The sequence below is a fragment of the Pseudomonas sp. NBRC 111140 genome (assembly GCF_001320885.1).
Lineage (GTDB): Bacteria > Pseudomonadota > Gammaproteobacteria > Pseudomonadales > Pseudomonadaceae > Aquipseudomonas > Aquipseudomonas putida_P.
In genome coordinates, this window is sequence record NZ_BCBQ01000090.1 from 1 (window position 1) to 25,058 (window position 25,058).

Consider the following 25,058-nt stretch of genomic DNA (forward strand, 5'->3'; position numbering starts at 1 on the left):
GCCCCCAGCAAGGATACAAAGGTCGCAACATTGCTTAAACCACCGACCGGCACGATGGTGGCATTACTCATCAACCCCATCGCCCCAGCAGTCTCGACCATATGGGACATAGCCTGCAATATCGACAACTCCGAAATACCTTCAACCAGCAGGTTGAACTTGGTGACGAATAGGTTTTGAGCCAAATTCCAACCAAGTGCAGCTTGGAGAGGAAAAATGGTGCGGGGATCAGAACCTGAAAGATTGTCCGAAACGACTGTGCCGATCTTAATTTTGTCTTCCACCACACGTACCTGATGCAGTCTATCAGAGTGCACCATGAACGGTGAGTGAGTAGTGTAAATCACCTGATTGTTCTCGGATAGATGGTCGATGTAGCTCAGAAAATCTGTCTGTGCAAGCGCGTGAAGCGCCAGTGCAGGCTCATCAAGAAGAAGTACCAAAGATTTATTACTGGCCTTACCAGTCGCGTCAAGCTGGTGCTGAACACTGTCAAACCATACAAGGAAGCTAAAGAACCAGATGAATCCTCGGCTACGTTGATCAAAGGGAGTCGAAACACCACGATGACGGCGGTTTCTGATCCGGAGATAAATATTGGGGCCATTATTGAATGGGGCAGCTTCGGAGGCGTCTGGGCGAATGTCTATTTCTACTTCAAGGTCTTCATTCTGCTTCCAGAACTCTAGAACCTGGTCAGTTAAGCTGATAGAAACAGCTTCGATCTGCGATTTCAGTTCCTCATAGGATTTCCCGTTATCGAAATCATCCAAATCAACCTCGGCCATCCTAAGCAGCGCAAGGACCGCTTGGTGCTTTGGTTCGATCTGTTTACTCGCATTAGCAGGATCAGCCGCAGCATTCCTCACTCGCTGCTTAAGATCTTGAAGGTTCAGCTTTCCGGGGAGTAAATCGTAATCACTGAAATACAAAAAGCTGGGCATTGACGGCATGAAATTTATTAGAACTTCATAGGCGGAAATGTGATCCCAACCTTTTGCCCCATCTGCGGTAGCTACTCGTTTTTTCAATGACTCAATCAGCGTCGTATCCGCATCATTCGGAGACTCAAATTCAGCGAGTTTGTTGAAGGCAGACCTGATAGTCGTCGCTTCCTTGAGAATATCTCTCACCCCTTCGCTCAAGGCCGTGTTCAAGGTCAACTTCTTGAGTACAGCCTCATCAGTGACATTAACTGAATTGACCCGCTGATTTTGATAATCATAACTCACCGAAAATTCAAAACCGTCGGTTAATTCGCTACCGACCAGCTTATTAACCCTCTCAATCTCCCGTTTATCAGGTCGATACGTCAATCTCACCGCAACTTCCGGTTCCTCTTCGTGACGCCGCCTATAGGCGGTGACATCCTTTCTTGGATAGTCATCCGTGATGTTAAAAGACTCTTTACCCAAAGCATCTTTGGCCTTGTGCAACGCTTTAAGAAACACTGTTTTTCCGGCTTCATTCATGCCGACCAGCACAGTTACATCAGGATCAATTGACACCGTTTGGGGCTCATTGATAGAGCGAAAAGGTCCCACAGTTGCGCGTACGAGCTTCATGCATTCATCCCTTGATAACACAGTCGCACCAGTTACATGGCATTGGGCCACGACCCCTAGGTTTATAGTTCAGAATACCCACCCCCATTGGGCGAGTCTAGGCTTCAGCTCGTGGAGGCTTACGTGATCCTTAGGCGAAGTGCCAGTACGAATTCGATACCTGACGGACCTGAAGCCTGCTGATCCTTCTCTACACATCGTGAGGTCGCAGCCCTTCAAGGAAAAAGCCAGCGAGGTCATGGTGTTGCAACGGGCCAGAACGCATCGGATAGCTCGCCATACAGCACCATAAGGGAGTACCCAGAATACGCCATTGAGCAACAGTCGGTCATTCAAGCGAGGCTTCCCTAGGCCATGGGTTTTAATGAAGGGATCGCAGAGCACATCCCAGGCCTCGACCGAGAGTTCGCAACGCTTTGCCATTACAGAAATCCTTTCCGCGAAGTACCGCCATGGCCCTGTTAACGCTGGATAGCCGATTTTGTGCGGTGCTGACGGCGAGGTCACCGCGCCTAACGACGTCGCGCAGATACGTTGCATAGTCGGCCAACACCTTCCGATCAATCTGCCGCGAATCATTAATACCCGGTCCCTGTTCGGAACGGCACCATTTGACGAATGCCTGCCACTGATCACAGTGTGCCTTCACCGTGCCGTAATGACCGCCACCGAACATGTCTTTCAACGCCTGCAGCCCTGCGTAGCTCAATTGCCTGCCATAGCCGAAATTACGGCCATCGCGTCTACCCACCAATTCCATGTCGGTCACCTCATCGTCCGCTCTTCGATCCTCGCCCCACGTCATCCCGCCAAGAATGCTGAGTGTTATCAGGGATCAAGGCCCCTGCGACCTGTGGGGAATGTCCACTACGCGGGACTGGCGGCTCCTTACGACCGGGAGCAAGGGCATCTCATGATCTGGCCTCCTGAACACCGTTACCGGTGGGCGGGTGGAGGCAGTGCTGGCTGACGAGACCAGCGCCTGAAGATCCTGAGCCATGTGCAAGCAGCATTGCGATGACCGGGGCATGCCTGACTGTCAGTCAGGTGCAGTCCATTCCCTGGTCTGCGGCACCATCATCTACAGCGCTGTTGCTGGTGACATCGGCGTTTGTCACGCCGATTGTCACGAGGGGGAATGCCGCAAAGCCTTGTGCGATCAGGGCTGCAGCAGTGGTAGAGGCGCCCGTCTCTTTCCACAGAAAGAGACGGGCGCAGGTTGGCGCAATAGTCGGCCAAGCGGATAGGTTGCTGCAGGGCAGCGAGGTACGGAGTATCTGGCGCACGAGCGCTATGTGTGTAAGAGCATCCATCACATGGGTAGTGACCGGGCGAGCTGCCGGATGCTAATCGCCCTTGGGGAGAACCACCGCAGGAGCGGCGTGACCTTGAAGGTTCGGGTCACCTAGGGTGCTGTCATCGACAGCGCTTGCAAGGCCAGTTCTACGCCTGTGGATAAACCCGGTCAAGGGTCGAAGCTCCGGGCTATTGAGGACAGGAAAAGCGGTTATTCTCCGGTGGAATTCCGTGGTAAATCCCGGACATCGTCGTGGCTTATAGCTCTTCAAAGTGAGGTCCATCCAAACAGGGCGGCTTTGCAGCCCTGTTTGGATGGACCCGCGTGAAAGAGCAGCCAGCGTCGATCTTGCAGGCTCACCCGCGATTGAATGCGCCATGGCCATTTGGCAAAGCGGTGACGTTGTCGCCTACCGGATGGGCAAACTCATGCGGGGTGACATGCCCCGATCTGTTGGCATCGAGGTAGTTACTCCACCACGCCATGATCAACCGACGTTGCTCCAGAAATTGGGCCTTGTGGATGTAAGCAGCGCGCACGCGGTTACGCTCCTGATGGCTCATCTGCCGCTCAATCGCCGCGTCCGTCCACAGCCCTGATTCGAGCAAGGCACTACAAGCCATGGTCCTGAATCCATGCCCGCAAACGTCCTTGGTGGTGTCGTATCCCATATTGCGCAGCACCTGGTTAACCGTATTCTCCGACAAAGGTTTCCAATACCTGTGGTCACCGGGCAAAACCAGTTCAGAGAAGCGATTCAAGCTGCGCAGCCGTTCAAGGATCTCGATGACTTGAGGCGACAGCGGCACTATCTGAATGTCCCCACTCATCTTGGTCCCGCGTGTGGAATAGCGGACGCCTTCAATCGGCTTACGGGTATCGGGGATTTCCCACATCGCACGTTGCAGGTCGAATTCATCCCACCGGGCGAAGCGCAGTTCGCTGGAGCGCACGAACACATGCAGCGTCAGCAGCACTGCGAGCCGAGTCAGCTCGCGACCGGTGTAGTTGTCGATTCGGTCCAACAGTTCTGGAAGGCGGTTTAGCGAGAGCGCAGGACGGTGCACGGTGCGCGGCGCTTGAATCGAGCCGGCCAGATCGAGCGCCGGATTTTGAGTGATCTGCCGCGCCCGCTTCGCACCCCGCATGATCGTGGATAGATAGTTCTGCACACGCAGCGCTACATCCATGGTGCCGCGATCCTTGATCCGCTGAGTGACCTCAAGCAGATCGTGGGTGTCGAGTTCAGCGATAGGCCGCTGGCCAATCAGTGGGAACACATGGGTGCGCAACCTGCTCAGCACCGTCTTGGCATGGCCCTCGGTCCAGCGCCGGGACATTTCGACATGCCACTCCAAGGCGACAGTTTCAAAGAGAAGACTCGCCCGCTGGGCAGCAATCTTGGCCTTTTGCTTTTCTTCCATCGGATCAAGGTTGTCGAGCAACAGGGCCTTGGCCTCATCGCGCTTGGTCCTCGCAACGGCCAATGAAACGATGGGGTACTTGCCGATAATCAGCGTTCCTTCCTTGCCGCTGGGTTTGAAATACCGCAGTCGCCAAGTCTTCGAGCCACTGGGCGTGACGTACAGGTACATACCCCCGCCGTCGAACAATTTGTAGGCGCGATCACGCGGTTTGGCCGTGCGGCATTTGAGGTCGCTGAGCGGAGTGGCTAGGCGTGGCATAGGGGTACGTTCTCCATTCAGGAAAGACGCTGTACCCCAAAAATACCCCCGGTTATTGGGGATTTTGTTGGTTCCCGACGGAGGGTCGTGGAAACGAGAAACCGGCCAGAAGGCCGGTTTAGAGGGCTTCCAAAGCATTCAGCGGAATGCAGTGGAGCTGGATGTGGTGCCGGAGACAGGAATCGAACCTGCGACCTTCGCGTTACGAGTGCGCTGCTCTACCGACTGAGCTACACCGGCGTGTAGCGCAACGTACCACTGCTCACACCCGCAACGCAAACCCCTGTTTCCGCTAGTTTATTACCCTACCCTCAAGCCCCCTTGCAGCCCTTGGGCGCCAGGTCTTCCTCGATGTCGGTGGTGCACGCCCATCCAGTTGCGGAACGCTTCAAAGTCAGTGACTTGCCCACCACATTGGCCGGCGCATCCACCAGCGTGCAAGCAATGCTGCCGCTGCCATCCGCCGCCTTGCCATCGGCTGCGATCGCACAATGCGCCGTCGCGGGCTGGCCACCCAGCTCGGTCACGCCCGTTACGTCTTTCCCGTCATTCAAGCGCAGATCCATCGCCGTCTTCAGCGCGCTGATCTCCAGCAACCCGGCCGCAGCCTTGGAGCGGGCCTGGTGGTTGGTGTACATCGGTAAGGCGATGGTCGCCAGAATGCCGATGATCGCGACGACGATCATCAGTTCGATCAGGGTGATACCGCGTTGCCCTTTCATGAACGTATTTCCTTTTTGATTCGCTAACACGTTGAGGTCCGTGGCGCCCCAACCGGCAGCGGCGCAGTAGGCCTGAACAGACACCTTTTGTCACCCCTGCCCGCTTGGGCGTCATCTTCGCTGAACTACTCTAGTGAGCATCACGGACGCATGCCTTTGCATGGACGCGGCAAGCTGTTTCCAGCCTTGTCGCTGGAGCAGAAAAAGGACCTTTGCATGACTTCATCTTCACTCCTTTACAGCTGGCACGGCACCGACGCCAGCGGCACGCCGGTCAGCGGCCAGACACCTGGCCGCAGCCCGGCTTATGTGCGCGCTGCGCTGATCCGCCAGGGCATCACGGTGGCCAGTTTGCGGCCGGCCAGCGGGCTGACGTTCCGTTTGCCGAAGCGGCGCGAAAAGGCTGACCCGGCAGGGTTCAGCCGGCAGTTGGCGACATTGCTCAGGGCCGGGGTGCCGCTGCTGCAGGCGTTCGAGGTGATGGGGCGCAGTGGTTGCGATGCGGCGCAGGCTGCGTTGCTGGGTAGATTGAAACAGGATGTGGCCTCGGGCCTGGGGCTGGCGGATGCGTTGCAGCGTCACCCGGCATGGTTCGATGCGTTGTACTGCAACCTGGTGCGGGTGGGTGAGCATTCCGGCACGCTTGACCGGCAGCTCGAGCAGCTGGCGGGCATGCTGGAGCAGCGACGGGTGCTGCACAGGAAGGTGCGCAAGGCAATGATCTACCCGCTGCTGCTGTTGCTGACCGGGCTGGGGGTGTCAGCGATTTTGTTGCTGGAGGTGATTCCGAAGTTCGAGAGCATGTTCTCGGGCATGGGTACGACCTTGCCGGCATTTACCCAGTGGGTGATCGACTTGTCCACAGGGCTGAGTCGGTTTGCCCCGCTACTGCTGGTGATGGGCGTGGTGCTGGGTTTTGCCTTGCGCCAGCTTTACCGGCAGCACACGCCTGCGCGCCTGTGGATATCTCGGCGGGTGCTGGGCTTGCCGGTGTTTGGCAAATTGCTGGGGCAGGCGGCGCTAGCACGGTTTGCGCGTAGCCTGGCAACATCCTACGGCGCCGGCGTGGCGTTGCTGGATGCGCTTGTAACGGTGGCTGGAGTGACTGGGGGCGAGCTGCACGAGCAAGCGGTGCTGCGGTTGCGCCAGGGCATGGCCAATGGGCAGGGGCTGAACCAGGCGATGGCCAGTGAACCGCTGTTTCCGCCTTTGCTGGTGCAACTGACGGCCATCGGTGAATCCAGCGGCACGCTGGACCAGATGCTGGAAAAAGCCGCCAGCCATTACGAGGAACAGGTCAGCCAGGCGCTGGACCAGTTGACCAGCCTGCTGGAGCCCGCCATCGTGCTGATCCTGGGCCTGCTGGTGGGGGGCCTGGTGGTGGCGATGTACTTGCCGATCTTCCAGTTGGGTAGCTTGATCTGAACATGACTTCATGGACTCTGCTGGCTGAACAGCCGGCGTACTTCCTCACCCTGGCCACGCTGCTCGGCCTGCTGGTGGGCAGCTTTCTCAACGTGCTGGTGTATCGCCTGCCGATCATGCTGGAGCGGCAATGGCAGCGTGAAGCACAGGAGATGTTGGGGCAGCCGATTGCGCAACACGAACGGTTCGACCTGTGCCTACCGGCCTCCCGCTGCCCACATTGCGCGCATCCGATTCGCGCGTGGGAGAACATCCCGGTGATCAGCTATCTGGCCTTGCGCGGGCGGTGTTCATCCTGCAAAACCCGCATCAGCCCGCGCTACCCGCTGGTGGAAGTGGCCAGCGCGCTGCTTTCGCTGGTGGTGGCCTGGCGCTTTGGCGCTTCGGTCGAAGCCTTGCTGGCATTACCGCTCACCTGGTGCCTGCTGGCCCTGAGCCTGATCGATGCGGACCACCAGTTGCTGCCGGATGCGCTGGTGCTGCCGATGCTGTGGCTGGGGCTTATCGTCAATGCCTTTGGCATCTATGCCCCACTGACCGACGCGCTGTGGGGCGCGGTGGCCGGGTACCTCAGCTTGTGGACCGTGTACTGGCTGTTCAAGCTGATCACCGGCAAGGAAGGCATGGGCTATGGCGATTTCAAGCTGATGGCGCTGATCGGGGCCTGGGGTGGCTGGCAGGTGCTGCCGTTGACGCTGCTGCTGTCGTCGGTGGTGGGGGCGCTGGTTGGCCTGTGCTTGCTGCGTTTGCGCCGGCATGCGATGGGGACAGCGATACCGTTTGGCCCTTATCTGGCGATTGCGGGGTGGATTGCTGTGCTCTGGGGTGATGAAATGTACGCCTCTTACATGCAACTGCTTGGATACTGATGGCCACTGCAGCCTTTACCCCCTGGATTCTCGGCCTGACCGGCGGCATTGGTAGCGGCAAGAGCGCCGCTGCCGAACGCTTCGTCGAGCTTGGCGTGCACCTGGTCGATGCCGACCAGGCAGCGCGCTGGGTGGTCGAACCTGGCCGCCCGGCCTTGGCCAGCATCGTCGAGCGCTTCGGCCCGGGTGTGCTGCAGGCGGACGGCCAACTCGACCGCGCCGCTCTGCGCCAACTGATCTTCGCCGACCCGGCGCAGCGCAAATGGCTGGAGCAACTGCTGCACCCGCTGATCGGGCAGGAGATTTTCAGCTACCTGGCAAAGGCGCAGTCGCCTTATGCAATCTACGTGTCGCCGCTGCTGATCGAGTCGGGCCAGTACCACAAAACCCAGCGTGTGCTGGTGATCGATGCACCGCAAGAACTGCAAATAGCCCGTACTCTGGCGCGCGACAACACCAGTGCCGAGCAGGTGCAAGCGATTCTGCAGGCCCAACTGGCCCGCGAGGAACGCCTGCGCCATGCCGATGATGTGCTGGTCAACGACGGCGACCTGGCCGCACTGCATGAGCAGATTGACCGCCTGCACCACTTTTACCTGACTTTGAAAGGAGGCCAGCCATGAGCCAGCCGTTGACCGTCGATTGCCCGACCTGTGGCGCACCTGTGGAATGGACCGAAAAAAGCGCGTTCCGGCCGTTTTGCTCGGACCGCTGCAAACTGATCGACCTGGGGGCCTGGGCGGCCGAGGAGCACAAGATTGCGGGGTCGGAAGAGTCCGAAGATGAGCTGTATTCGGGGGACCTGGAGCCGCGGCACTGAGCTGATTGCAAGGCGGTTGTGCCGGGCCTCTTGCCCCAGACCAAATCCTTGAGACTGGCGCGGTACCTGTAGGAGCGGCCTTGTGTCGCGATGGGCTGCAAAGCAGCCCCAGCAATTGTTGCTCTAACGCCAAAAACGGGGGCTGCTTTGCAGCCCATCGCGACACAAGGCCGCTCCTACAGGGTCCCCCACTATTTTCTAGACCGCATGATCACCGCTCATCTTCCTTCCAGGGCGCCTGCAGGTACCGTGTGCGGTTGAAGGTTTCCAGCCATTCCGGGCAGAACACCACCAGCGCACTGATGACCATGCCGTTGATGAACGCTTCGGGGAACATCATCAGCCACAGGTAGCCGACAAAGTCGCTGAGCCACTCCGGCAGGGCAAAGCGCCCATCCAGCCACAACACCCCCAGCGCCGCAGGCACACAAACCAGCACGGTCAGCGCGGCCGGGAAGAACCCCGAACAGAAGATATAAACGAACAGGTTGCGCGGCTGGGCACGTTCGACCAAGACCGCGCACACTTCGGTAATCAGCACCGGCAAGCCCACCAGCAACAAGCCATTCACCCCCAACGCTGCCAGGTCCTGACGCCCCAACACGAGCAAACCAAGCTGGGCCATGACCCCGCCCAGCACCGCCAGCGGCCAGTCCAGCAACAGGGTGACCGCCGTCATGCCAATGAAGTGGTAAGACACCCCGGTATCGAAATCGCGCCTCACCAGCCACAGTGCGAACAGGCAAAAGACTGTGCCAAACAGCAAATGCTGACGGCGCCGGTCGGTGAACAGCTCAACCCAGCGAACCCGGCTTACCGCCCAGATCAGCAATGGCACATAACCCAGCCAACCAAGGGTAAGGGTGGTGCCGGACAACACCTGCGCGCTGATCACCTGACAAATACCCCTATCGATGCTATGGACAATCCCAGTCTACACCCATTCAAATTCAGCATCTTATCGTCATGGTTTAACGGCTAAGCTTGTCTGCATGGATGACTCAGACTACCTGCGCCTGCTTACCATCCAGGCCGAACAAGCCAATGCCTTTCTCTCCAACGCCCGCAAGTGGGAGCGGGAGCGTTGGGTGTGCCAGCGCCTGTTGCAGGGGTTGAACATTCCCTATCGCAGCGAGGACTTCACCCCAGCCGGCCAGGAGCCGCCGGACGTGTTGTTCCGCGACGCGGCCTTCGAGGTATTTTTCGTGCTCGACGAGGGCCGCCGACTGAACGATGAATGGCGCGAAGAGCTGCAGCGCAGGCGCAGTGCGTTTTCCTTGGCGCAGCTGGTGCGGCGTGAAGCACGCCCACGGCGCATCAGTGCCACCGAATTGCTGGGGCGCCTGGCGCCGACCTTGCGCAAGAAGGCGCACAATTACCGGGAACGCGGGCTGGAGCTGAACGAGCTGGACATCATCGCGTTCTCCAGCCTCAAGCGCGAAGTGCTCGACCTCAACACCCACTTCCCGCCGCCCACCGAGTACCTGCGCCAGGGCTGGCGCTCACTGTCGTTGGTCGGGCCAACCTTTGCCCGGGTGCTGTTCGCCCACCCTGACGCGCCAGACTTCCTGCGCGGCAACCTGGGCCGCAGCATCGTCTTCGACGTAGGCATCAGTCTTTGATCCAGTGCAGCGAATGTTTGCGATGGCGTACACTCGGCGCCAGGGATAGAAAGCATTATCATTTGTTTCAAGCGCTTGCGCGAACGCTGTAGCGTTTGCGCAGTCACAAACGTCTACCTGACGAGGCCCACCATGACCAGCCGCCTGAACCCGGAAGATCAGCGTCGTGTCGATGAGTATCTGCGAGCCCCCCAGCACCAAGTCGAGCGCAGGCCCTTCCGGCCGTGGCTGCTCCTTGTGCTGGTGCTGGCCGTGACCATCGGGTTGGGTCTCATCAGCCGCCTGCTGAGTGGACTGGTGCTATGAGCTGCTTCGCGCTCGCCCTTCCCTCGTGCAGTTTGCGGCCGCCCCTCAGGGGCACGAATTCCGTAAACCTTATGAGATATTCCCATGACTCATCGCATCGTGATTGTCGGCGGCGGCGCCGGCGGCCTGGAACTGGCGACCCGCCTGGGTAAAAGCCTGGGCAAGCGCAAGCAGGCCGACATCACCCTGGTCGACGCCAACCTCACGCACATCTGGAAGCCATTGCTGCACGAAGTGGCCGCTGGCTCGCTGAACTCCTCGGAAGACGAACTGAACTACGTGGCCCAGGCCAAGTGGAACCACTTCAATTTCCAGTTGGGGCGCATGAGCGGCCTGGACCGTGAAGGCAAACAGATTCAACTGGCCGCCACCCTCGATGAAGAGGGCCGCGAGCTGTTGCCTGCGCGCACCCTGGGCTACGACACCCTGGTCATCGCCGTGGGTTCCAACACCAACGACTTCGGCACCCTGGGCGCAGCGCAACATTGCCTGTTCCTGGATACCCGCAAGCAGGCCGAGCGCTTCCACCAGCAACTGCTCAACCACTACCTGCGCGCCCACGCCGGCGACGTGGCCAGCGAAAAAATCAGCGTAGCCATTGTGGGCGCCGGTGCCACCGGTGTGGAGCTGGCGGCCGAGCTGCACCATGCTGCCCACGAGCTGGCGGCCTATGGCCTTGACCGCATCCAGCCCAAAGACATGCACATCACCCTGATCGAGGCCGGCCCGCGCGTACTGCCGGCGCTGCCGGAGCGCATCAGCGTGCCGGTGCACAAGACCCTGGAGAAACTCGGGGTGAAGGTGATGACCAACGCCGCGGTCAGTGAAGTGACCGAGGACGGCCTGAAAACCAAGGACGGCGAAGTGATCCAGGCCAGCCTCAAAGTGTGGGCGGCGGGTATCCGTGCGCCAGGCTTCCTCAAGGACATCGATGGCCTGGAAACCAATCGCATCAACCAGCTGGTCGTGCGCCCTACCCTGCAAACTACCCGCGACGACAACATCTTCGCCTTCGGTGACTGCGCCGCCTGCCCGCAACCCGGCAGCGACCGCAACGTACCGCCACGGGCCCAGGCTGCGCACCAACAGGCTTCGATGCTGGCGCAAAGCCTGAAGGCGCGGCTGGAGAACAAGGCGCTGCCGACCTACGAGTACAAGGACTACGGCTCGCTGGTGTCGCTGTCGCGCTTCTCGGCGGTGGGCAACCTGATGGGTAACCTGATGGGCAGTGTGAAGCTGGAAGGCTGGCTGGCGCGGATGTTCTACGTGTCGCTGTACCGCATGCACCAGATGGCGTTGTACGGGTTTTTCCGCACGGCGTTGATGATGCTGGGTAGCAAGATTGGCCGGGGTACAGAACCGCGCTTGAAGCTGCACTGACAGTTGCCGGGGGCGCTTAGCGCCCCTCTCGCGGCGCAAGGCCTGCAAGGCAGGCCCAACATTCTGACAGGCAAAGAAAAAGGGCATCTCTTGCGAGATGCCCTTTGTTCATGGTGGGTCGTGTAGGATTCGAACCTACGACCAATTGGTTAAAAGCCAACTGCTCTACCAACTGAGCTAACGACCCAAAAATGGTCGGGGTGAGGGGATTCGAACTCCTGACATCCTGCTCCCAAAGCAGGCGCGCTACCGGACTGCGCTACACCCCGGGTCTTTCAAAAAAAAGGGCATCTCTTTGAGATGCCCTTCTTTACATGGTGGGTCGTGTAGGATTCGAACCTACGACCAATTGGTTAAAAGCCAACTGCTCTACCAACTGAGCTAACGACCCGGAAAATGGTCGGGGTGAGGGGATTCGAACTCCTGACATCCTGCTCCCAAAGCAGGCGCGCTACCGGACTGCGCTACACCCCGAGATTGGCTCCGCGACCTGGACTCGAACCAGGGACCCAATGATTAACAGTCATTTGCTCTACCGACTGAGCTATCGCGGAACTGAACTTCGGTACAACTCCGAAGACTGTGTTTGCTTCGGACTCTTTAGCTGCTTCGCTTTCGCGTTGTCGCTGCTGAGGCCGGCTATTCTACATTCTTCGTTTTGCTTGTCAACCACTTTTTTTCATTCAACTTACTGATTTGTAAGTTGTTTTGCGGTCACCGTTGTTGCTGGTGATTCGCTTAGTGCCTGACAACGCGGCGTATATTAGGGGCACTCTAAATATGATGCAAGCAAAAATTTCAAAAATTTCAGCAAGTTATCCAAAGCGGCCGGAAAGCCCCGGTTTTACTGGGCTGTGCCGGCTTCTTCGCTGGCAAACCCGCCCCTCTCGGTATCCACAGCGCCTGTAAAGAAGCAAAAAAAAGCCCCGCAGGTGCGGGGCTCATGAGGATGCAAATTAGCCAAAGACGATTTCGTCGCCTTCCACCTTGGCGGTAATCGCCGCACCCGGCACAAACTTGCCTGCCAGGATCAGCTGCGCCAATGGGTTTTCGATCCAGCGCTGGATTGCCCGCTTCAGCGGCCGTGCGCCGTATACAGGGTCGTAACCCACGGCAATCAGCTTGTCCAACGCGTCCGGGCTCAAGCTCAGCGACAGTTCGCGCTCCAGCAGACGGCTGCGCAGGCGGCCCAGCTGAATCTCGGTAATGCCGGCGATCTGCTCACGGCCCAGTGGCTCGAACACCACCACTTCGTCGATGCGGTTGATGAACTCCGGACGGAAGTGCGCACCCACCGCATCCATCACCGCCGCACGTTGCGCCTCGCGGTCACCCACCAGTTCCTGAATCTGCGCCGAGCCCAGGTTGGAAGTCATCACGATCACGGTGTTGCGGAAGTCCACGGTGCGCCCATGACTGTCAGTCAGGCGGCCGTCTTCCAGCACCTGCAGCAGTACGTTGAACACATCCGGGTGGGCCTTCTCCACCTCGTCCAGCAGCACCACCGAGTATGGCTTGCGCCGTACGGCCTCGGTCAGGTAGCCGCCCTCTTCATAACCTACATAGCCTGGCGGTGCACCAATCAGGCGAGCCACGGAGTGCTTCTCCATGAACTCGGACATGTCGATGCGCACCATCGCCTCTTCGGTGTCGAACAGGAACTCGGCCAGCGCCTTGCACAGTTCGGTCTTGCCCACGCCGGTAGGGCCGAGGAACAGGAACGAACCACTTGGCCGGTTCGGGTCGGACAGCCCGGCACGCGAGCGGCGCACGGCGTTGGCCACGGCGGTTACCGCCTCGCCCTGACCGATCACGCGCTGGTGCAGCAACGCTTCCATCTTCAGCAGCTTCTCACGCTCGCCTTCGAGCATCTTGGCCACGGGAATACCGGTCCACTTCGACACCACTTCGGCAATTTCTTCCTCGGTCACCTTGTTGCGCAGCAACTGGTTCTCGGTCTTGCCGTGCTGGTCGACCATCTGCAGGCTGCGCTCCAAGTCCGGGATCACCCCGTACTGCAGTTCGGCCATGCGGCTCAGGTCGCCTTTGCGACGGGCGGTTTCCAGCTCCTGGCGAGCCTGCTCGATCTTTTGCTGGATCTGCGCCGAGCCCTGCACTTCGGCTTTTTCCGAGGCCCAGATTTCCTCCAGGTCGGAATACTCACGCTCCAGCCGCTCGATTTCCTCGGTCAGCTTCTCCAGGCGTTTTTTTGCCGCTTCGTCTTCTTCTTTCTTCAGCGCCTGCGACTCCACCTTCAACTGGATCAGGCGGCGATCAAGGCGGTCGAGCACTTCCGGCTTGGAGTCGATCTCCATACGGATACGGCTGGCCGCTTCGTCGATCAGGTCAATGGCCTTGTCCGGCAGCTGGCGGTCAGTGATGTAGCGATGGCTGAGCTTGGCCGCAGCGATAATTGCACCGTCGGTGATGGCCACCTTGTGGTGCACTTCATAGCGCTCTTTCAGGCCACGCAGGATAGCGATGGTGTCTTCCTCGCTCGGCTCCTCTACCAGCACCTTCTGGAAACGGCGCTCCAAGGCGGCGTCCTTCTCGATGAACTGGCGATACTCGTTCAGCGTAGTGGCACCGACGCAGTGCAGCTCGCCGCGGGCCAGGGCCGGCTTGAGCATGTTGCCGGCGTCCATGGCGCCCTCGCCTTTGCCAGCGCCGACCATGGTGTGCAGTTCGTCGATGAACAGGATGATCTGGCCTTCCTGCTTGGACAGCTCGTTCAGCAGGCCTTTCAGACGCTCTTCGAACTCGCCGCGGTATTTGGCACCGGCAATCAGCGCCCCCATGTCCAGCGCCAGCAGGCGCTTGCCCTTGAGGCCGTCTGGCACTTCACCATTGATGATGCGCTGGGCCAGGCCCTCGGCGATGGCGGTTTTACCCACGCCAGGCTCACCGATCAGCACCGGGTTGTTCTTGGTACGGCGTTGCAGTACCTGCACGGTACGGCGGATTTCATCGTCACGGCCGATCACCGGGTCCAGCTTGCCTTCTTCGGCACGCTTGGTCAGGTCGACGGTGTACTTGTCCAGGGCCTGGCGCGATTCCTCGGCGTTGGCGTCATTCACTGCCGCGCCGCCGCGCAGGTTGTTGATGGCGTTTTCCAAGGCTTTCTTGGTCACGCCCTGGCTCAGCAGCAGTTTGCCGAGTTTGCTGTTCTCGTCCATGGCGGCCAGCAGTACCAGTTCGCTGGAAATGAACTGGTCACCCTTCTGCTGGGCCAGGCGGTCGGCCTGGTTGAGCAGGCGCGCCAGGTCCTGCGACATGTTCACATCGCCGGTGGGGTTCTGGATTTTCGGCAGTTGGTCGAGTTCTTTCACCAGCCCTTGGCGCAGGCTGTTGATGTCGAAGCCTACCTGCATCAGCAGAGGCTTGATGGAGCCGCCCTGTTGTTCAAGCAGCGCCTGTACCAGGTGCACGGGCTCGATGGCAGGGTGGTCCATGCCAACGGCCAGGGACTGGGCATCGGATATTGCAAGTTGCAGCTTGCTGGTCAAACGGTCTATTCGCATGGTGTACCTTCCTTTAAAGGGCAGGTCGGAGCGATGGACAGCGCCTGTTTATGAAGAACCTGCCTGAGATGACCTTATAGATAAGGTTGATTCTGGAAGATTCAAGCGTAGCGGGGTTGACCGAAGTCAACCTGTTGGATTAGCGAGGCTCCAGCCACACCAAGGATGCAAACCGCCCACCCTGTGGGGTACGGCGATAGGAGAAGAACCGCTGATCGCTGACCGTGCAAAAGCCACCGCCATAAACGGCAGTGACGCCACGAGCAGCCAGGCGAATACGCGCCAGCTCATAGATGTCGGCCATCAGCTTGCCCGGCCGCTCGCCCTCGACAAACGCCCGGGCGGCTTCTGGATGCACGGCAGTGAAGGCATCGCGCACTTCCAGCCCTACCTCGAACGCCTGCGGGCCAATGGCCGGCCCCAGCCATACCAGCACCTCTTCCGCCGGCAGTGCCAGGCGGTCCAAGGTGGCTTCCAGCACACCGCCAGCCAGCCCGCGCCAGCCTGCATGTGCCGCGGCCACACGGGTGCCCGCGCGGTCACAGAACAGCGCAGGCAGGCAATCGGCAGTCATCACGGTGCAGGCAATGCCAGGCTGGTCGGTCCAGCTGGCGTCGGCCTCGGCCACCACGGCTGGGTCGGCAGCCGCCACCACCAGGCCATGTACCTGCTTGAGCCAGGCCGGCTGAATAGCGAACGGGGCGCTGAGGCGACGGCGGTTCTCGGCGACGGCGGCAGGGTCGTCCCCCACGTGGTCGCCAAGGTTGAAGGTTTCATAAGGCGGCAGGCTGACGCCGCCCTGACGGGTGGTGACACAGGCGCGAACCGAGGCCGGGGCCGGCCAGTCGGGGATCAGCAGCGACTGCGCCAGGCCACTCATCCGATGAAGCTCTCGCGGTCTTGGTTCAAAAGCGACAGCAGCCAGACGAAGTCATCCGGCAGTGGCGACTCCCACTTCATGATTTCACCGGTAATCGGGTGGGCCAAGGCGAGGAAACGCGCATGCAGCGCCTGGCGCGGGAAGGTCTTGACCGCCTCGACCATGGTTGGGCTGGCAGCCGGCGGAATACGGAAGCGCCCGCCGTACGTCTGGTCGCCAACCAGGGGGAAACCTACATGGGCCATGTGCACGCGAATCTGGTGGGTGCGGCCGGTTTCCAGCTTCACTCGTACATGGGTGTGCGAGCGGAAGCGCTTGAGCACACGGTAATGGCTGACCGCCGGCTTGCCGCCGTCGGTTACCGCCATGCGCTGGCGCATGCCGCCATGGCGGCCAATGGGCGCGTCGATCTTGCCACCGGCTGTCACCACACCAATCACGATGCACTCGTAGATACGGCTGACCTTGCGGGCCTGCATCTGCTCGACCAGCTTGGTCTGCGCCTGCAAGGTCTTGGCCACCACCATCAAGCCGGTGGTGTCCTTGTCCAGGCGGTGAACGATACCGGCGCGCGGCACGTTGACGATGTCTGGCACGTGGTGCAGCAGCGCATTGAGCAGCGTACCGCTGGCATGCCCGGCGGCCGGGTGCACGACCAGCCCGGCAGGCTTGTTGATCACCATGATATGGTCGTCTTCGTAGACGATATCCAGTTCGATATCTTCTGCGATCCACTCACCCTGGGCCTCTTGCTCGGCCTCCAAGGCAAGCAGCGAACCGCCATAGACGAGGTCTCGAGGGCGCACGACTGCACCATCGACCGTCAGGCGGCCCTCTTTGATCCACGAAGTTAGCCGCGAACGCGAGTACTCGGCGAACAATTGGGCGGCGACCTGGTCGAGGCGTTGGCCGCCCAGTTCGGACGGTACCTCTGCGCTAAGTTGAATGATCTCGGACATGCTCGATTCGGCGGGCGCACAGCCTTTGGTTTCGGCTGCGAGCTTGTGGTTAAATACGGCTTCTTTTGTCCCGGGGTTGGCCGGGGCGCTCATCATAACAGGACGGCACCGCCCAAGACAGCGGCCGTCAAAGGGACGCAAGCCGCCATGCAAGTGAAACACCTGCTGCTGATCGCCATCCTCGGGCTTACCGCGGCCTGTTCCTCTAATAAAGAGGTCATTGACGAGAACCTCAGCGAGGCCGAGCTGTACCAGCAGGCCCAGGCTGATCTGGACAACTCCAGCTACACCAGCGCCGTGAACAAGCTCAAGGCCCTGGAATCGCGCTACCCGTTCGGCCGCTATGCCGACCAGGCGCAGCTCGAGCTGATCTACGCCAACTACAAGAACTCCGAGCCTGAGGCCGCCAAGTCGGCCGCCGAGCGCTTCATCCGTCTGCACCCGCAGCACCCGAACGTCGATTACGCCTACTACCTCAAGGGCCTGACCTCGTTCGACCAGGACCGTGGCCTGCTGGCGCGCTTCCTGCCACTGGACATGACCAAGCGTGACCCGGGCGCCGCCCGCGACTCGTACAACGAGTTCGCCCAGCTGACCAGTCGCTTCCCCAACAGCCGCTACGCGCCAGACGCCAAGCAGCGCATGATCTACCTGCGCAACCTGCTGGCCTCGTACGAAATCCACGTGGCCGATTACTACCTGAGCCGCCAGGCTTACGTAGCTGCCGCCAACCGGGGCCGCTACGTGGTCGAGAACTTCCAGGAAACCCCATCGGTCGGTGACGGCCTTGCAGTGATGGTCGAGTCGTACCAGAAAATGCACCTGGACGAACTGGCCGCCAGCAGCCTGGAAACCCTCAAGCTCAACTACCCGGACCACCCGAGCCTGGTCGATGGCGAGTTCCAGCCCAAGCAGACCGAGTCTGACGGCCGTGGCTGGCTGTCCAAGGCCACCCTGGGCCTGATCGAGACCGACGCCCCGCTGCCGCCGGGCGAAACCCGCGCCAACCAGGACGTGGTCAAGCAGTTCCAGGACGCGCGTGACGAGATGCCGCAAGAGCTGCTGCCTAAAGACGAAAACGGCGACCCGATCGTGCCGGAAGGCCCGAAAGAGGCCGAGAAAGACCGCTCCTGGTTCAGCTACATGACCTTTGGTCTGTTCGACTGACCCGCAGCGGTAAATGAAAGGGAAGCCTTGGGCCTCCCTTTTTTATTGGCCGCGTCCTAGACTGTCGGCTTCTTCAATCGACAAGCTGGACACCATGGTTCGCCTACTTTTCTGGATTGCCCTGATCGCCGCCGCGTTCTGGCTGTGGCGCAAGTTCAAAGTCAGCCAACAGTCGCACCCCGAGGCGAAGCTGGATGCGCCGCTGAAGATGGTGCGCTGCGCCCATTGCGGTGTGCACCTGCCCAACGACCGGGCACTGCAGCAAGGCAACGATTGGTATTGCAGCCAGGCACACTTGCAGCAAGGCCCTGGCCGCCAGAACTGAACACAAAGCCCGCTGTGGAGCGACCTTGCGTCGCTCCTACACTCGCTACGCATACTCCTGCCGATACTTATCCCTCCCCGACCCTTTCACACCATTTACGACCCCTCCCCCGCCGCCAGCATTGACCCACCCCAGTAAAATTCGCTAAATCCTATTTATCCGCATAAATATGAAAAATAGCGAAATGCTCAAACCCAAACGCAAGCGCCAGAAGCTGTCCGATGTGATCGTCGAATCGGTCAAGCGCTCGATCGTCACCGAAGCGCTGCACCCAGGCGATCGCCTGCCCACCGAACGTGAGCTGATGGAGCATTTCGAGTGTTCCAAGGGCACCGCCCGCGAAGCGCTCAAGGCGTTGGAGGTCGAAGGCCTGGTGAGCACCCGTACCGGGCCGACCGGCGGCGCCTACCTGAACGAAGTGGGCACCGAACCGGCCAGCCGTGCGTTGCGCAACTACCTGCACTTTCAACACCTGGACGGCGAGCAGGTGTACCAGCTGCGCAAAGTCATCGAGGTGGAGCTGGCGGTCTCGGTGATGGGCAAGCTGAGCGAAGCGGACTATGCCGTGCTGCAGGCCAACATCGATTTCTGCAGCGCGCCGGAAGACAGCGAAGAAGGCCAGCGCGAGCAGCGCCTGGCCGAGCTGGAGTTCCACACCTTGCTGGCCGACCGCTGCCCCAACCCGTTGCTGCGTTTCATGGCGGTGTTCCTCAATGACCTGTTGCGCGACCTGGTAGTGCTGAAAAAAGCCTACCTGCCCAAGCGTCAACAGTTCGCCGCCGCCAATATCGACTACCACAAGCAACTGCTGACCGCCCTGCGCGCCAGCGACGAACCCGCTGTACGCCGGCTGATGCACGAACACATGTGCGACGCCGAGCACCACATGACCGCGCTGGAAGGCGAGGTTGCCCGTAACTTCCTGCTGGAGTTCAACCACAACCACTGATGCGCCTGGAAAGAGGCCTGCACACAGGCCCGGCCGTACCCGCTTTGTCATTGCCACTCCTGCCTAATAACCACAACCAAGGAGTTACTCATGCAAAGACGTACCCTGCTCAAGGCAGGCCTTGCCCTGGGTGCCTTAGGTAGCCTCCCCTTGGGGGCGCACCGGGCATTCGCCGACCAACCGTTGACCTTCTATGGGCTCAAGTCCATGTCGGGCGCCTTCGCCAGCTACGGCAAGTACGCCGACATGGGCTCGCGCCTGGCCATTGCCGAATACCCCCAGCTGCTCGGCCACCCGCTCAAGTACAAAGTCATCGACACCGAAGGCAACGCCGGCAAGGCGGTGCGCAAGGTACAGGAAGCCATCGGCCAGGATGGCGCACGCTTCTTCCAGGGCTGCACCCTGTCCTCCTCGGCACTGGCGGTGTCGAAGGAAATCCACAAAGCCGGCGGCGTGTTCATGACGCCTGTGGGCGCCGACGAAATCACCGGCAAAGACTGCAACGCCTCGACCTTCCGCTGGTCGGTGCCCACCTACGGCGCCATTCGCGAAACCTTGGTGCCGATGATCCGCCAACTACCACAGGCCAAGCGCTGGTACACCATCACCCCGCAATACGTGTTCGGTGACGCGTTGCTGGACAACGCCCGCAAGGTGTTCGCCGAGCTTGGGGTGGAACACATCGGTAACAGCTACCACTCGCTGCAGGAGCAGGAATTCTCTGGCTACCTGACCAACGCCATCGCCGCAAAACCCGATGTGCTGGTGTTGCTCAACTTCGGCAGCCAGGCCTCCAACGCCCTGCGCCAGGCGGTCAACTTCGGCATCAAGGACCGCATGAAAGTGCTGATGGTGTGGTCTGCCGGCCTCGACCAGTTCCAGGAGCTGGGCAGCGACGTGCTCGAGGGCGTGTACCTGGGCGCGCAGTACTGGCACCAGGTCGATACCCCGCTGAACAAGCAGTTGGTCGCCGCCACCCGCAAGGCTTACGGCATCAACCCCAACTACCCACTGGCCGCTGACTACATCGGCACCAAGGTCATGCTCGAGGCCATCGTCAAGGCTGGCAGCCTGGACGGTGCCGCCGTGTCTGCGGCATTGCAGGGCATGCGCTTCCAAGGCCCGACCGGCGAAGAACTGATCCGCCCGGGTGACCATCAGGTGCTCAAGGATTACTACCTGCTGCGCGGCAAGCCCCAGGGGCAGATGCGCGACGAGGACGACCTGGCCGAAGTCATCAGTTCGGGCCGCTCGTTCGTCGAGGTCGACCACACCGGTTGCGCCCTGGCCTGAAGCCGCGGCGTTAGTCACAAACACTTGTACAGGCAGCCGCCTCGCGCGCTGTCGAGGGCACGCTCATGCTCGATTTGTACCTGTTCCAACTGCTCAACGGCCTGGGCCTGGGGATGATCTACTTCCTCATCGCCGTGGGCCTGACGATCATTTTCGGCCTGCTCAACTTCGTCAACTTCGCCCACGGTGCGTTCTTCTTGCTGGGCGCCTACCTGTGCTACACCGCCGTAGCGATAACCGGCAACTTCTGGCTGGCGCTGCTGATTGCGCCGCTGGTAGTGGCCGCACTGGCGTGGGCCGTCGAGCGCCTGTTGATCAAGCGCATCTACCACCTGCCGCACACCTTCCAGATCCTCGTCACCCTCGGTATCGCACTGATCATCCAGGAAGCCTCGGTGCTGATCTGGGGCCCGGTGGGCAAGAACATTGCCGTACCGCCGGAGCTGCGCGGCGTGCTGATCCTCGGTGAATTCATCTACCCCTACTACCGCCTGTTCCTGATCGGCTTCGCCGCGCTGATCGGCGTTGGCTTGTGGTTGCTGCTGGAGCGCACCCGCTTCGGCGCACTGGTGCGCGCGGGTAGCGAAAGCACCGAAACCGTATCGCTGCTGGGCACCAATATCTTTCGCCTGTTCTCCCTGACCTTCGCCCTGGGCGTGGGCCTGGCTGGCGTGGCCGGTGTGCTGTTCGCACCGTTACGCGGTGCCCAGCCCTTCGTCGGCCCCGAAATCCTCGGCATTGCCTTCGTGGTGGTGGTGATCGGCGGCATGGGCTCGTTCGGCGGTGCGCTGGTTGGCGGCCTGCTGGTGGGTGTGGTGCAAAGCATGATGACCAGCCTCTGGCCGCAAGGCGCCAGCCTGATGATCTACGGCGCCATGGCCGCAGTGATCCTGGTCCGTCCCTATGGCCTGTTCGGGAGAGCCTGACATGAGCGAGAAAAACCCATTGCCAGTCGCCAAGGGCCGCGCCCCGGCACTGCTGTTGCTGGTGGTTGCCAGCCTGGTGGCGCTGCCGTTGCTGCTGCCTTCGGCCACCCTGGCCACCGAAATCCTGATCTTTGCCCTGGCCGCCCTGGCCTGCAACCTGCTGCTCGGCTACACCGGCCTGCTGTCGTTCGGCCAGGGCATCTTCTTTGGCGTGGGCGCCTATGGCGCGGCGCTGCTGATGATTCACCTGCACTGGGGCATGTTCGCCGCGCTGCTTGGCGCAGCCGTGTTCGGCGCCTTCCTGGCACTGCTGGTGGGCGCATTGGCGATCCGCCGCACGGGCATCTACTTCGTCATGCTGACCCTGGCCTTCAGCCAGATGGCCTATTTCCTGGCTTATACCCTAAGCGGCTGGACCGGCGGCGACAACGGCCTGCTCGATGTGCCCCGGCCCAACATCGAAATCGCCGGCCATGTGCTGGTCGACCTGGCTGACCCTCGGCATTTCTATGTGTTCGTCGCCGTGCTGTTCCTGTTGATTTTCGCCGCTGCCTTGCGGGTGATCCACTCGCCATTCGGCAGCACCCTGCTGGCTATCCGCGAGAACGAGACCCGCGCTGCCGCCATTGGCTACGACACCCGCCACTTCAAGATCCTGGTGTTCATGCTGTCGGGCGCCATCACCGGCATCGCCGGCGCGCTGTACGCCATGCTGCTGCACTTTGCGCCGCTGTCGAACATCGACCTGATGATGAGCGAGAACATCCTGATCATGACCATCGTCGGCGGCACCGGCTCGTTGTTCGGCTCACTGCTGGGGGCCGGCGCCATCGTGCTGCTGGGTGACGTGCTGTCGGAGCTGTGGCCACGCTGGCTGATGCTGCTGGGGGTCATCCTGATTCTGGTGGTGGTGTTCATGCGGGGCGGCCTGTGGGGTGGACTGGCCGAACTGGGCAAGCGCCTGCTGGCCACCCGCAGTGCCAATGACAAACCCCAGGCCAAGACCAAGGAGACCCTATGATGAGCGACTACCTCCTGGAAACCCGCCAACTGGAGCTGGCCTACGGGCCGTTCAAGGCAGTCGCAGGCGTTGACCTCAAGGTCCGCGCCGGCACCATCCACACCGTCATCGGCCCCAACGGTGCTGGCAAGACCAGCCTGTTCCACTGCTTGACCGGCGAGCGTCAGGCCACGGCGGGCAAGATCCTGTTCAACGGCCAGGACATCATCCGCAAGCCGTCCCACGGGCGGGTGGCGCTGGGCATGGCGCGTTCGTTCCAGCTCACCAGCCTGTTCCAAAACCTGTCCGTGCGCGAAAACCTGCGCTTGGCCGCCCAGGGCCGAGACGGCCTGGGCGCCCTGAATTTCTGGCGCAGTGTGGAGCACAAACGCAGCCACTGGAACACCGCCGACCAGGTGCTGGAACGCCTGAAGCTGAGCGCCCGCGCCGAAACCCTGGCCGGCGAGCTGTCACACGGCCAGCAACGGGTGCTGGAAGTGGGCATGTCGATCTGCGCCAAGCCCACCCTGCTGATGCTCGACGAACCCACCTCGGGCATGGGCATCGACGACATTCCGGTGATGACCGACCTGATCAGCGACCTCGGCCGCGACCACACCGTGCTGCTGATCGAGCACAACATGAGCATCGTCATGTCGATCAGCCAGCGCATCACGGTGATGAGCCACGGCCAGATTCTGGTCGAGGGTACCCCTGAACAGGTGCGCAACGACGAGCGCGTACGCACCGCCTACCTTGGAGAGGCCGCCTGATGCTCAACGTCGATTCGATCCACTCCTATTACGACAAGAGCCATGTGCTCGAAGGTGTCTCGCTCAAGGTTGAAGCAGGCGAACTGGTGACGCTGCTCGGGCGCAATGGTGCCGGCAAGACCACCACCCTGCGCAGCATCCTTGGCATCGTCCGCCCACGGCAGGGGCAGATCAGCTTCAACGGCCAACAGTTGGTCGGCCGTGAAATCTTCGATATCGCCCGGCTTGGTATTGCCCTGGTGCCTGAGCACCGTGGCATCTTCCGCCAGCTCAGTGTGGAAGAGAACCTGAAGATAGCCGTGCGCAAGGCCAGCCGCTGGCAGCTGGAGGACGTCTACAGCATGTTCCCACGGCTCAAGGAGCGGCGCCTCAATGGTGGTTTCGCCCTGTCCGGTGGCGAGCAGCAGATGCTGGCCATCGCCCGCGCCCTGCTCAACGGCCCCAAGCTGCTGATCCTCGACGAACCCACCGAAGGCCTGGCCCCGGTGATCGTCGACGAGTTGGTGAAGATCCTGCGGCGGATCAAGGACGAAGGCCTGTCGATCCTGCTGGTGGAGCAAAACCTGATGGTCTGCGATGCACTCGCCGATCGCCATTACGTGCTTGAACAGGGCCGGGTCGCCTACCAGGGCAGCGCCGCGCAGTTCCGCGAGGACCCAAGCATCAAGAACCGTTACCTGGCCCTGAGCGCCTGAAAGGAGAACGCCCATGAACACCCGCATCGATCCTTCGCAGCACTTGCTTGGCCAAGGTTCACTGGTCAGCCGCGAGCGCCTTTGGCAATCGCTGATGGACCTTGCCCAGCTCGGCGCCACTGCCAAGGGTGGCGTGTGCCGCCTGGCCCTGACCGACCTCGACCGCCAGGCCCGCGACCTGTTCGTACGCTGGTGCGAAGAGGCCGGCTGCACGGTCAGCGTCGACGCCATCGGCAACATCTTTGCCCGTCGCCCCGGCCGCAACCCTGCCCTGCCGCCGGTCATGACCGGTAGCCATATCGATACCCAACCCACCGGCGGCAAGTTCGATGGCTGCTACGGCGTCATGGCAGGCCTTGAGGTGATGCGCACGCTCAACGACCTGAAGCTGACCACCGAAGCCCCACTGGAAGTGGTGGTGTGGACCAACGAAGAAGGCTCGCGCTTCCCGCCCTGCATGATGGGCTCGGGCGTGTTCGCCGGGAAGTTCGGCCTGCAGGAGACCCTGGACAAGGTCGACGAGCAGGGCGTGTCGGTTGGCGCGGAGCTGCAGCGCATCGGTTACGCCGGCCCACGCGTGCCGACCGGGCATGCCGTCGGCGCCTACTTCGAAGCGCATATCGAACAGGGCCCGGTGCTGGAAGACCAGCGCACCACCATTGGCGTGGTTCAGGGCTGTCTGGGACAAAAGTGGTTCGACCTGGTGCTGACCGGCGTCGAGGCACATGCCGGGCCCACCCCCATGCACCTGCGCAAGGACGCCCTGGTCGGCGCCACCGACGTGGTGGCTGCGGTCAACCGCACGGCCCACGCCCACCAGCCACATGCCTGCGGCACAGTGGGCTGCCTGACCCTGCACCCAGGCTCGCGCAACGTCAT

At 61.0% G+C, this 25,058-nt stretch carries 23 protein-coding genes, 6 tRNA genes and 1 pseudogene; 16 read left to right on the forward strand and 14 right to left on the reverse strand.

The window, feature by feature from the left end; all coding sequences use genetic code 11:
- The 5 genes and pseudogenes from APH42_RS23355 to APH42_RS23375 all read right to left on the reverse strand — a co-directional run.
- Positions 1-1,565: AAA family ATPase (locus APH42_RS23355; protein ID WP_060494317.1), on the reverse strand; the 1,565-nt coding region annotated here is incomplete at its 3' end.
- Between the two features lie 427 nt (positions 1,566-1,992).
- A pseudogene (locus tag APH42_RS23360) lies at positions 1,993-2,325 on the reverse strand (integrase); the annotation flags it as partial.
- A gap of 893 nt (positions 2,326-3,218) precedes the next feature.
- Positions 3,219-4,547 carry an integrase arm-type DNA-binding domain-containing protein gene (locus APH42_RS23365; protein ID WP_060494318.1) on the reverse strand — a complete coding sequence of 443 codons (1,329 nt, stop codon included), beginning with the start codon at positions 4,545-4,547 and terminating at the stop codon, positions 3,219-3,221.
- A 164-nt stretch (positions 4,548-4,711) separates the two neighbouring features.
- Positions 4,712-4,787, reverse strand: a tRNA-Thr gene (locus tag APH42_RS23370).
- Positions 4,788-4,858: 71 nt separating this feature from the next.
- A complete protein-coding gene (locus tag APH42_RS23375; protein ID WP_060494319.1) occupies positions 4,859-5,269 on the reverse strand; it encodes a pilin in 411 nt (136 codons plus the stop codon).
- Between the two features lie 216 nt (positions 5,270-5,485).
- Here APH42_RS23375 and APH42_RS23380 point away from each other — a divergent pair, with 216 nt between their 5' ends.
- Genes APH42_RS23380 through yacG form a run of 4 tightly spaced genes read left to right on the forward strand, consistent with a single transcriptional unit; the run spans position 5,486 to position 8,383 of the window.
- Positions 5,486-6,694, forward strand: a complete 1,209-nt coding sequence (locus APH42_RS23380) for a type II secretion system F family protein (RefSeq protein ID WP_060494320.1) — start codon at positions 5,486-5,488, stop codon at positions 6,692-6,694.
- Between the two features lie 2 nt (positions 6,695-6,696).
- On the forward strand, positions 6,697-7,563 hold the full coding sequence (locus APH42_RS23385) for an A24 family peptidase (protein WP_012270394.1): 867 nt from the start codon (positions 6,697-6,699) through the stop codon (positions 7,561-7,563).
- On the forward strand, positions 7,563-8,186 hold the full coding sequence (gene coaE, locus APH42_RS23390; protein ID WP_012270393.1) for a dephospho-CoA kinase: 624 nt from the start codon (positions 7,563-7,565) through the stop codon (positions 8,184-8,186). Before APH42_RS23385 ends, coaE begins: the two co-directional genes overlap by 1 nt.
- On the forward strand, positions 8,183-8,383 hold the full coding sequence (gene yacG / locus APH42_RS23395) for a DNA gyrase inhibitor YacG (protein WP_012270392.1): 201 nt from the start codon (positions 8,183-8,185) through the stop codon (positions 8,381-8,383). Before coaE ends, yacG begins: the two co-directional genes overlap by 4 nt.
- 211 nt (positions 8,384-8,594) lie before the next feature.
- Here the strand turns inward: yacG and APH42_RS23400 are convergent, their stop codons facing one another.
- Positions 8,595-9,278, reverse strand: a complete 684-nt coding sequence (locus APH42_RS23400) for an energy-coupling factor ABC transporter permease (RefSeq protein ID WP_060494321.1) — start codon at positions 9,276-9,278, stop codon at positions 8,595-8,597.
- A gap of 97 nt (positions 9,279-9,375) precedes the next feature.
- Here APH42_RS23400 and APH42_RS23405 point away from each other — a divergent pair, with 97 nt between their 5' ends.
- From APH42_RS23405 to APH42_RS23415, 3 genes are all read left to right on the forward strand, one after another.
- Positions 9,376-10,005 carry a DUF1780 domain-containing protein gene (locus APH42_RS23405; RefSeq protein WP_003247546.1) on the forward strand — a complete coding sequence of 210 codons (630 nt, stop codon included), beginning with the start codon at positions 9,376-9,378 and terminating at the stop codon, positions 10,003-10,005.
- A gap of 132 nt (positions 10,006-10,137) precedes the next feature.
- Positions 10,138-10,311: a DUF3094 domain-containing protein gene (locus tag APH42_RS23410; RefSeq protein ID WP_008091951.1), complete on the forward strand. Its 174-nt coding sequence runs from the start codon at positions 10,138-10,140 to the stop codon at positions 10,309-10,311.
- 84 nt (positions 10,312-10,395) lie between these two features.
- Positions 10,396-11,691, forward strand: coding sequence for an NAD(P)/FAD-dependent oxidoreductase (locus APH42_RS23415; RefSeq protein ID WP_012270390.1), 1,296 nt, complete (start codon positions 10,396-10,398; stop codon positions 11,689-11,691).
- Between the two features lie 111 nt (positions 11,692-11,802).
- On the opposite strand, the gene APH42_RS23420 is transcribed toward APH42_RS23415, so the two are convergent.
- The 8 genes from APH42_RS23420 to rluD form a co-directional block, all read right to left on the reverse strand.
- Positions 11,803-11,878 (reverse strand) — tRNA-Lys (locus APH42_RS23420).
- A gap of 5 nt (positions 11,879-11,883) precedes the next feature.
- Positions 11,884-11,960: transfer RNA gene (locus APH42_RS23425), tRNA-Pro, on the reverse strand.
- A gap of 46 nt (positions 11,961-12,006) precedes the next feature.
- Positions 12,007-12,082: transfer RNA gene (locus tag APH42_RS23430), tRNA-Lys, on the reverse strand.
- 6 nt (positions 12,083-12,088) lie between these two features.
- Positions 12,089-12,165: transfer RNA gene (locus APH42_RS23435), tRNA-Pro, on the reverse strand.
- Between the two features lie 4 nt (positions 12,166-12,169).
- A tRNA-Asn gene (locus tag APH42_RS23440) sits at positions 12,170-12,245 on the reverse strand.
- Positions 12,246-12,647: 402 nt separating this feature from the next.
- A complete protein-coding gene (gene clpB / locus APH42_RS23445; RefSeq protein WP_012270389.1) occupies positions 12,648-15,212 on the reverse strand; it encodes an ATP-dependent chaperone ClpB in 2,565 nt (854 codons plus the stop codon).
- Between the two features lie 139 nt (positions 15,213-15,351).
- A complete protein-coding gene (gene pgeF / locus APH42_RS23450; RefSeq protein ID WP_060494322.1) occupies positions 15,352-16,092 on the reverse strand; it encodes a peptidoglycan editing factor PgeF in 741 nt (246 codons plus the stop codon).
- Positions 16,089-17,051: a 23S rRNA pseudouridine(1911/1915/1917) synthase RluD gene (gene rluD, locus APH42_RS23455; protein ID WP_041166635.1), complete on the reverse strand. Its 963-nt coding sequence runs from the start codon at positions 17,049-17,051 to the stop codon at positions 16,089-16,091. Before rluD ends, pgeF begins: the two co-directional genes overlap by 4 nt.
- A gap of 147 nt (positions 17,052-17,198) precedes the next feature.
- Here rluD and APH42_RS23460 point away from each other — a divergent pair, with 147 nt between their 5' ends.
- The 9 genes from APH42_RS23460 to APH42_RS23500 all read left to right on the forward strand — a co-directional run.
- Positions 17,199-18,218 carry an outer membrane protein assembly factor BamD gene (locus tag APH42_RS23460; RefSeq protein ID WP_012270386.1) on the forward strand — a complete coding sequence of 340 codons (1,020 nt, stop codon included), beginning with the start codon at positions 17,199-17,201 and terminating at the stop codon, positions 18,216-18,218.
- A gap of 94 nt (positions 18,219-18,312) precedes the next feature.
- Complete coding sequence (locus APH42_RS23465; protein ID WP_012270385.1) at positions 18,313-18,543, forward strand: PP0621 family protein; 231 nt, start codon at positions 18,313-18,315, stop codon at positions 18,541-18,543.
- 184 nt (positions 18,544-18,727) lie between these two features.
- Positions 18,728-19,492: a FadR/GntR family transcriptional regulator gene (locus APH42_RS23470; RefSeq protein ID WP_060494323.1), complete on the forward strand. Its 765-nt coding sequence runs from the start codon at positions 18,728-18,730 to the stop codon at positions 19,490-19,492.
- A gap of 90 nt (positions 19,493-19,582) precedes the next feature.
- Positions 19,583-20,785, forward strand: a complete 1,203-nt coding sequence (locus tag APH42_RS23475) for an ABC transporter substrate-binding protein (RefSeq protein ID WP_012270383.1) — start codon at positions 19,583-19,585, stop codon at positions 20,783-20,785.
- 65 nt (positions 20,786-20,850) lie between these two features.
- The gene (locus APH42_RS23480) at positions 20,851-21,711 is read left to right on the forward strand and encodes a branched-chain amino acid ABC transporter permease (protein WP_060494324.1); all 861 of its coding nucleotides are present in this window, start codon (positions 20,851-20,853) and stop codon (positions 21,709-21,711) included.
- A 1-nt stretch (position 21,712) separates the two neighbouring features.
- Entirely contained in the window at positions 21,713-22,732 is a 1,020-nt protein-coding gene (locus tag APH42_RS23485) for a branched-chain amino acid ABC transporter permease (RefSeq protein WP_060494325.1), read from the forward strand.
- Complete coding sequence (locus tag APH42_RS23490; protein WP_041166365.1) at positions 22,732-23,484, forward strand: ABC transporter ATP-binding protein; 753 nt, start codon at positions 22,732-22,734, stop codon at positions 23,482-23,484. Before APH42_RS23485 ends, APH42_RS23490 begins: the two co-directional genes overlap by 1 nt.
- A complete protein-coding gene (locus APH42_RS23495) occupies positions 23,484-24,179 on the forward strand; it encodes an ABC transporter ATP-binding protein (protein WP_060494326.1) in 696 nt (231 codons plus the stop codon). The genes APH42_RS23490 and APH42_RS23495 overlap by 1 nt, the downstream gene beginning before the upstream one ends.
- Positions 24,180-24,192: 13 nt before the next feature.
- A partial coding sequence (locus APH42_RS23500) for an allantoate amidohydrolase (protein ID WP_060494327.1) occupies positions 24,193-25,058 on the forward strand: 866 nt, incomplete at its 3' end.

Coding starts and splice junctions, on each gene's coding strand:
- clpB (WP_012270389.1), bottom strand. CDS start 15,212: ATGCGAATAGACCGTTTGACCAGCAAGCTGCAACTTGCAATATCCGAT.
- APH42_RS23470 (WP_060494323.1), top strand. CDS start 18,728: ATGCTCAAACCCAAACGCAAGCGCCAGAAGCTGTCCGATGTGATCGTC.
- APH42_RS23380 (WP_060494320.1), top strand. CDS start 5,486: ATGACTTCATCTTCACTCCTTTACAGCTGGCACGGCACCGACGCCAGC.
- APH42_RS23405 (WP_003247546.1), top strand. CDS start 9,376: ATGGATGACTCAGACTACCTGCGCCTGCTTACCATCCAGGCCGAACAA.
- rluD (WP_041166635.1), bottom strand. CDS start 17,051: ATGTCCGAGATCATTCAACTTAGCGCAGAGGTACCGTCCGAACTGGGC.
- APH42_RS23475 (WP_012270383.1), top strand. CDS start 19,583: ATGCAAAGACGTACCCTGCTCAAGGCAGGCCTTGCCCTGGGTGCCTTA.
- APH42_RS23365 (WP_060494318.1), bottom strand. CDS start 4,547: ATGCCACGCCTAGCCACTCCGCTCAGCGACCTCAAATGCCGCACGGCC.
- APH42_RS23490 (WP_041166365.1), top strand. CDS start 22,732: ATGAGCGACTACCTCCTGGAAACCCGCCAACTGGAGCTGGCCTACGGG.
- APH42_RS23495 (WP_060494326.1), top strand. CDS start 23,484: ATGCTCAACGTCGATTCGATCCACTCCTATTACGACAAGAGCCATGTG.
- yacG (WP_012270392.1), top strand. CDS start 8,183: ATGAGCCAGCCGTTGACCGTCGATTGCCCGACCTGTGGCGCACCTGTG.
- APH42_RS23385 (WP_012270394.1), top strand. CDS start 6,697: ATGACTTCATGGACTCTGCTGGCTGAACAGCCGGCGTACTTCCTCACC.
- coaE (WP_012270393.1), top strand. CDS start 7,563: ATGGCCACTGCAGCCTTTACCCCCTGGATTCTCGGCCTGACCGGCGGC.
- APH42_RS23480 (WP_060494324.1), top strand. CDS start 20,851: ATGCTCGATTTGTACCTGTTCCAACTGCTCAACGGCCTGGGCCTGGGG.
- APH42_RS23465 (WP_012270385.1), top strand. CDS start 18,313: ATGGTTCGCCTACTTTTCTGGATTGCCCTGATCGCCGCCGCGTTCTGG.
- APH42_RS23415 (WP_012270390.1), top strand. CDS start 10,396: ATGACTCATCGCATCGTGATTGTCGGCGGCGGCGCCGGCGGCCTGGAA.
- APH42_RS23460 (WP_012270386.1), top strand. CDS start 17,199: ATGCAAGTGAAACACCTGCTGCTGATCGCCATCCTCGGGCTTACCGCG.
- APH42_RS23375 (WP_060494319.1), bottom strand. CDS start 5,269: ATGAAAGGGCAACGCGGTATCACCCTGATCGAACTGATGATCGTCGTC.
- APH42_RS23485 (WP_060494325.1), top strand. CDS start 21,713: ATGAGCGAGAAAAACCCATTGCCAGTCGCCAAGGGCCGCGCCCCGGCA.
- pgeF (WP_060494322.1), bottom strand. CDS start 16,092: ATGAGTGGCCTGGCGCAGTCGCTGCTGATCCCCGACTGGCCGGCCCCG.
- APH42_RS23410 (WP_008091951.1), top strand. CDS start 10,138: ATGACCAGCCGCCTGAACCCGGAAGATCAGCGTCGTGTCGATGAGTAT.